Origin of the sequence: Uliginosibacterium flavum, assembly GCF_040566545.1 — a bacterium.
Lineage (GTDB): Bacteria > Pseudomonadota > Gammaproteobacteria > Burkholderiales > Rhodocyclaceae > Uliginosibacterium > Uliginosibacterium flavum.
In genome coordinates this window covers 43,322-49,422 of the sequence record NZ_JBEWZI010000026.1, presented here as the reverse complement: position 1 = coordinate 49,422, position 6,101 = coordinate 43,322, and the positions used below count along the sequence as shown (strand labels likewise).

Sequence of the window (6,101 nt, the reverse complement as noted above, 5' to 3'; positions counted from 1 at the left end):
CTGCCGGTTTCGAACAAACTCGTCATCAGCAGAGAAGCGGAATTATGGCCAAGACCAAGCCTCGCGTCAAGGTCTTCTCAATAAAAAGTTAAAACTCCTTGCATAACGTCCTACCCTGCATGAACCCAAAAAGGCGCCGAAGCGCCCTTTGAATGGCAACAAAACTTAAGCAGAAAACGAAGAGCCGCAACCGCAAGTAGTTGTGGCGTTGGGGTTGCGAATCACGAACTGCGACCCCTCCAACCCATCTGCATAGTCAATCTCAGCCCCCACCAAATACTGGTAGCTCATGGAGTCGATCAACAGGGTTACTCCGTTTTTCTGCAATTGGGTGTCGTCTTCATTCACCTCTTCATCAAAAGTAAATCCATACTGAAAGCCTGAACAACCGCCTCCAGACACGAAGACGCGCAGCTTCAAGTCAGCATTACCCTCTTCTTCAATCAACTCTTTGACTTTATTGGCCGCACTGTCAGTAAAAACCAGCGGATCCGGCATTTCGGTTGCGACGTTCATGTTTTCTCCTACAAGATGGCTCAGCAGTTCCATTCGGCTATTCTGCAGCACATAGCCCACATGTGGCGATTGGATTTTGCTATCGGCCATAAGTTCCGGCACACAAACAAAAACGCCCCGTGAGCGGGGCGTTGACAGACGGCACATCAAAAAAGGTCAAGCCTTCTTGAAAACCAGCTTTTCCTTGATGCGAGCCGACTTGCCTGAACGGCTGCGCAAGTAATACAGCTTGGCGCGACGAACATCACCGCGGCGCTTCAGTTCAATGCTAGCCACCAGCGGAGAGTAAGTCTGGAACGTGCGCTCCACGCCCTCACCAGACGAAATCTTGCGAACGATGAAAGAAGAGTTAAGGCCGCGGTTGCGCTTGGCAATCACCACGCCCTCATAAGCCTGCAGACGCTCGCGGGTACCCTCCTTCACCTTCACCTGAACGACCACAGTGTCGCCAGGGGAAAATTCGGGAATGGTCTTGGCAAGACGGGCAATTTCTTCCTGCTCGAGCTGTTGAATCAGATTCATGCGTATCTCCAATCAAAATGAAGCCTGCTACCCAGGCCGTTCATGCAGAGCAGGTCGCCACCTGATACATGCCTTTGTTATACCTCGCGATCCACTGCAAGGCTGTTTTCCTGCTTGAATAGCTCAAGCAGTAAATTTTCATCACGTCCCAAGACTCGCTTCAACAGCAAATCCGGTCGCTTCCGCCAAGTCCAACCCAGCGCCTGCTTCAGACGCCAACGCCGGATTTCGGCATGATTTCCCGACATCAAAACAGCCGGGACTCGCTCATCGGCGTAGATCTCTGGTCGCGTATAGTGCGGACAGTCCAGTAAGCCAGCAACAAAAGAATCTTCAACCGCCGAGTCCGCATCGTTCAGTGCGCCTGGCAAATGGCGCACGATGGCGTCGATCAATAGCATCGCAGGCAACTCACCACCGGAGACAACGAAATCTCCAATCGAGACCTCTTCATCCACTTCAGCATCAATCAAACGTTGATCGACGCCCTCATACCTTCCGCACAACAACACCAGCGCAGGCTCTTGCGCCAAACGCATCACGCCCGAGTGATCGAGCGGACGCCCTTGCGGCGAAAGATAAACAACCCGGCCCGTCCTTCCTGTCGCAGCGAGCTGGGCCGCTTTCGCAGCCTCGATTGCGCGCGCTAAAGGCGGGGCCATCATCACCATCCCTGGGCCGCCGCCATAAGGCCGATCATCAACCGTTCTATGAATATCGTGCGTGTAATCTCGCGGATTCCAGCACTGCAACGCCCACAAGCCTCGCTCGACAGCACGGCGAGAAATGCCGAAATCACGCACCGCAGCGAACATTTCCGGAAAGATCGTGACGACATCGAAACGCCGCAGCCCCTCCAGATCACTCACCAGTCAGCTTCCCACTCAACTTGAATCTCACCAGCAGCCAGATCCACCTGCCGGATAAAAGCAGCCACAAAGGGGATCAAGCGCTGAGTTTCACCGTCCTCGATTTCCAGCACCGCATGGGCTCCGGTCTCAAGAAGCTTACTCACAACGCCCAATGCCATGCCACCGCTACCCACTATGCGCAAGCCAATCAAATCAGCCCAATAATATTCATCTTTGCCCGGTTTCGGCAAAGCCTCACGCGGCGCGGCAATAAACCAGCCAGCTACCGCTTCAGCAGCAGTACGATCGCCCACGCTTTCAAGCGCAGCCACCACGCCCTTACCATGCAGGCGCAATCCTCTCGGCGCCAAAGCCTGCCAATCCTCAGCACGCTGAGATTCGGGGCTTTTGCCAATCCACCACTGCGGCATCGTGCGCCACGACAATGGATCGTCACCGATAGGCTGAATTTTCAACCAGCCATGAATGCCGAAAGGGGCGACAATGCGCCCCATTACGATCATGCCGCCAGAACCAGCAATCAAACAGCGGTCTTGGCGTGCTGCTTGACCAAGCGAGCAACGGTCGGCGACATCTGCGCGCCATTCTGCTGCCAATAGGTCAGGCGTTCGACATTAACCGAAAGACCTTTTTCGCTCTCGGCGGCGACCGGGTTGTAATAACCCACGCGCTCGATGAAACGACCATCACGGCGATTACGGGAATCGGTCGCAACGATGTTGTAGAAAGGGCGATTTTTTGCGCCGCCACGGGCTAGACGAATAACAACCATGTTCAGTGTCCTGAAAAGTCAGTCCGGCATCAATTTGCCGAGAGCCGAGGATCATAGCCTACATATACGGCCAACTCAATACCTTGTCTGCAAGTTCCTCTACAGATCGAGCAATTTCGCCCTATGGCTTGAGCGCCCAGACCACGGTTCCTTGCTAGAATAGAAATCCAGATCAATCCGGCACGTCCCAGCTCATGTCCACAGACACAGCATCCACCGCAGACGCGACGCACTCGATCCTGGAATGGCTTGCATCTCCACCAAACACGGACCTGATTGACGAAGCGCTCAGGTTGAATCAACAGCTGGATGCGCTTCATAGTCCGACGATTCAAAGCTCGCAGTTTCACAGCTGCATTGAGCTTTTCTACAGCCGTGCTCTACGCCTGTGCGTCGAACATCGACGTGACTTGCGTGGCCATGCACTCCCATTGCCCGCCCCGCAAATGAATCGGGCGCGCAATGTTGCTGAAGCCCTCAAGCGCGTAGCCCTCGGTTTTGAGCGCGTACTCACCGACACCGATGCTCGCGCTGGCACACCACAAAAACGCCTGAACGAAACGGCCTCTGCGCGCGCACTAAGGCTGCTCGGCGAATACTTCCTGACCATGACCCAGGCCGGCATGGACGTTGAGTCGGAAATCTGGCGCATTGCATATCGCCTCTACGCGCTATCGCGCATCGAACTCGGAACGCTGGAGCCGGCAGGCAGCCCCGTTGAGACGGCGCTGTTTGCCTACAAACGTCTGCTGGCCATGATTTCGCTGGAGCCACAAAGCCTTTCACCCGGCGAGCTGGATTGGGCTGCCGAGTACCTGGCGCGTATCAGCGGCCAAGTGCATGTACAAGAACAACGCCCGCCAGGTTTTGACGGCGCCTGGTACTGGCTGGACCCACACGGGGGCGCCGAGCCACAAGCCTGTGTGCGGCGCGATCCGCCGGAGGGAAAATCACTCCTGTTTTTCTCGACAACGGGACTGGCCCGCCGGGCGGGCGAACAACTGGCACGCCACGAAGGCGGGCGCGGCGGGAATGAGCTTGGGGTTGATCCGAATTTTCCTGATGTGCAACCCGCATCCTTACTCGAACGCTTGCGCCAACGCTGGGCCACGCCGCCCAAACGCGAACAGCCCCGTCGCAAACAAGATTACAAGGTCGAAGCCTGTGTCGGCCTGCCTAACATCTGGGCGGTATTGCACAGCAACGACAAACAGCCACAGTCGCTGGTTTCACACTGGACTGTTTCGAACGAAAGTCCCGGCGGCTACGCAATCATGCAGCTCCAAGGTCGTGCCAGCGGTCTTTCCGCCGGTATGGCCGTCGCTTTGCGACGGGATGCGCTCGACCCCTGGAATCTGTGCGTAGTCCGCTGGCTGCGCAGCGATGCGGCCGAACATATCGAGATCGGCCTGCAGATGGTGTCGCGTGGAGCAATTCCAGTTCAAGTCGGCTTCCGTGGCGGCGAGACAGCCAACGGCATGGCCTGCGCACTGGTGCTGCCGGTCCTCCCGGCTTTGCGGCAACATCAGGCAGTGATGGCGCCAGCCGGCACCTATACCTCGCGGCGCTTCTCACTGGTGTCTGACATCGATCGGCTCTACATCGCCCAGTGCCGTCTGCTCACGCTGGATCTGCAGACTTCGAATGTAGAGCTGTTCCAGTTCGAGATCGACCCCTACCCGATCTGAGCCAGCGCAGACACTGGCTGCGCCATCGCCGCGCGCATCTGACCAATCGTCGCATTCAGCAGCTGCTGGTCGTCGAGCGTAATGCCCGGTTCGTGACTCTGCTCCTCCGCCACGCCAACAACAACGCGTGCCATCAGATCGCCGAGCCGAAGAGCGTCGGCTGCGACGCATAACATCCACGCCCCATCCTCCGTTCGCACCACCCAGCCAGCCTGACGCATCTCCTCCAGCATCAATTCGGTACGTACCTGGGTTTCACGACAGGCATTTGCCAGAGATTCCAGCTCAGCCGGCAAACCCAGGCGCTGTGCTGTAATCAAAGCCAGCGCCAGGCGTATGGCAACAAGAATCCGCCCGGAAGGGGTGCGCGGCAACACGCGGTGCCGGCGTTTGAAGTCTGGCAACACGGCCGCCACGGTCGCGCCCAGCAAGATCACAAACCAGGACAGATACACCCAGATCAGAAAGATCGGAACGACTGAGAAGGTGCCGTAGATAAGCGTGAAGTTCGGCAGTTTGGTGAGATAGAAACCAAACAGGCGCTGCACCAGCACCACCCCGACCCCCGCCACCAGGCCGCCCACCACGCCATGCCAGAGATTCAATCGGCGATTCGGAATGACATGAAACATGAAGGTGAACAGCGCCGCCAACAGCGTTGCTGTCATCACCCGGTCAAGCAAGGCTCGCCCCCAGGCGACTTCCGACACGACTCCGGAAGAGATTGCCAGCAGCTGACTGCCGGCAGCTACACTTCCCGCAAACAGGAGCGGTCCCAGCGTGAGCGCCAGCCAATAAACAGGGATCCGCACATACCAGGCGCGCGGGCGGCGCACCGTCCAGATACTGGCGAACGTACGATCAATCGTGGCGAACAGCATAACCGCCGTCACCACCAGAAAGACCGTCCCCACAATCGTCAGGCTGGAAGCTTTTTCACTGAACTGCAGTGCATAGGTCGCCACTACTTTACCGGCCCGATCAGGCAACAGGTTCTGCAGCAAAAATCCGCGCATCCCCTCTCCCAGCTTCATGAAGGGCGAAAACTGACGCATCACCATGAGCACGACGGTAATCATCGGCACGAGCGACAACAAGGTTGTATAAGTCAGCGACCCGGCCGTCTGCAGGACGCGAACCTCAAGGAATTTTTGGCGGACAAGCTGAGCAAGTTCGTACGCTGGGGCGGGAATAATTCGAGCTTTCATCACATACCCGGTCTAGGACGATGGTTCGTATAATGCGAGACATTCTAAAGGCTGGCATGCAGAGTCATGCGCCGCCGCCGACCAACGACCTTCTCCTGCCCAACGGATTCCCATGTCACTGCGCAATCTGCGTTTAGCCTCACTCGCCTGCCTGCTTGGATTGATCGCACTCTGTCTGGCCACCGAACTGTGGCTTGCGCCAGTCCGGCCCGGCGGCTCCTGGCTGGTCCTCAAAGTACTTCCTCTGCTGGCGGCGCTGCGCGGTTTTCTTTACGCCCGGCGTTACACCTACCAGTGGATGAGCCTGCTGATCTGGTTCTACTTCACCGCCGGCGTACTGCGTGCGTGGGGTGACAAAGGTCTGGCCGCCTGGTTGGGCGGCAGCGAATCCCTGCTCGCGCTACTGCTGTTTGCGCTGTGCTGCGCCTTTGCCTACTACTCTGCGCCCTCGCGCCAGGCCTGAGCCAAGATCCGCACCCAGCAAGGACCTTCAAGCATATCGCCCGAAGAGGCTTATCCAGAA

8 protein-coding genes are annotated in these 6,101 nt (G+C 57.4%); 2 read left to right on the top strand and 6 right to left on the bottom strand.

Annotated features, from left to right (window positions below; all coding sequences use genetic code 11):
• Positions 1 to 165: 165 nt before the first annotated feature.
• The 5 genes from erpA to rpsP all read right to left on the bottom strand — a co-directional run bounded on the left by erpA (position 166) and on the right by rpsP (position 2,682).
• On the bottom strand, positions 166 to 516 hold the full coding sequence (gene erpA / locus ABXR19_RS17825) for an iron-sulfur cluster insertion protein ErpA (protein WP_354602505.1): 351 nt from the start codon (positions 514 to 516) through the stop codon (positions 166 to 168).
• 156 nt (positions 517 to 672) lie between these two features.
• On the bottom strand, positions 673 to 1,038 hold the full coding sequence (gene rplS / locus ABXR19_RS17820) for a 50S ribosomal protein L19 (RefSeq protein WP_354602502.1): 366 nt from the start codon (positions 1,036 to 1,038) through the stop codon (positions 673 to 675).
• A gap of 77 nt (positions 1,039 to 1,115) precedes the next feature.
• Entirely contained in the window at positions 1,116 to 1,907 is a 792-nt protein-coding gene (gene trmD / locus ABXR19_RS17815) for a tRNA (guanosine(37)-N1)-methyltransferase TrmD (protein WP_354602501.1), read from the bottom strand.
• Positions 1,904 to 2,413, bottom strand: a complete 510-nt coding sequence (gene rimM, locus ABXR19_RS17810; RefSeq protein WP_354602504.1) for a ribosome maturation factor RimM — start codon at positions 2,411 to 2,413, stop codon at positions 1,904 to 1,906. Before rimM ends, trmD begins: the two co-directional genes overlap by 4 nt.
• 17 nt (positions 2,414 to 2,430) lie before the next feature.
• Positions 2,431 to 2,682 (bottom strand): 30S ribosomal protein S16, encoded by a 252-nt coding sequence (gene rpsP / locus ABXR19_RS17805; protein WP_354602500.1) that lies wholly within the window; start codon positions 2,680 to 2,682, stop codon positions 2,431 to 2,433.
• A 194-nt stretch (positions 2,683 to 2,876) separates the two neighbouring features.
• Between rpsP and ABXR19_RS17800 the strand changes: the two genes are divergently transcribed.
• Positions 2,877 to 4,370, top strand: a complete 1,494-nt coding sequence (locus tag ABXR19_RS17800) for a cyclic-di-GMP receptor FimW-related protein (protein WP_494338514.1) — start codon at positions 2,877 to 2,879, stop codon at positions 4,368 to 4,370.
• Here the strand turns inward: ABXR19_RS17800 and ABXR19_RS17795 are convergent.
• Entirely contained in the window at positions 4,358 to 5,578 is a 1,221-nt protein-coding gene (locus ABXR19_RS17795) for a YihY family inner membrane protein (protein ID WP_354602498.1), read from the bottom strand. The genes ABXR19_RS17800 and ABXR19_RS17795 overlap by 13 nt on opposite strands.
• 112 nt (positions 5,579 to 5,690) lie before the next feature.
• On the opposite strand from ABXR19_RS17795, the gene ABXR19_RS17790 reads away from it, so the two are divergent.
• Positions 5,691 to 6,041, top strand: coding sequence for a DUF2069 domain-containing protein (locus tag ABXR19_RS17790; RefSeq protein ID WP_354602497.1), 351 nt, complete (start codon positions 5,691 to 5,693; stop codon positions 6,039 to 6,041).
• Positions 6,042 to 6,101 lie beyond the last annotated feature (60 nt).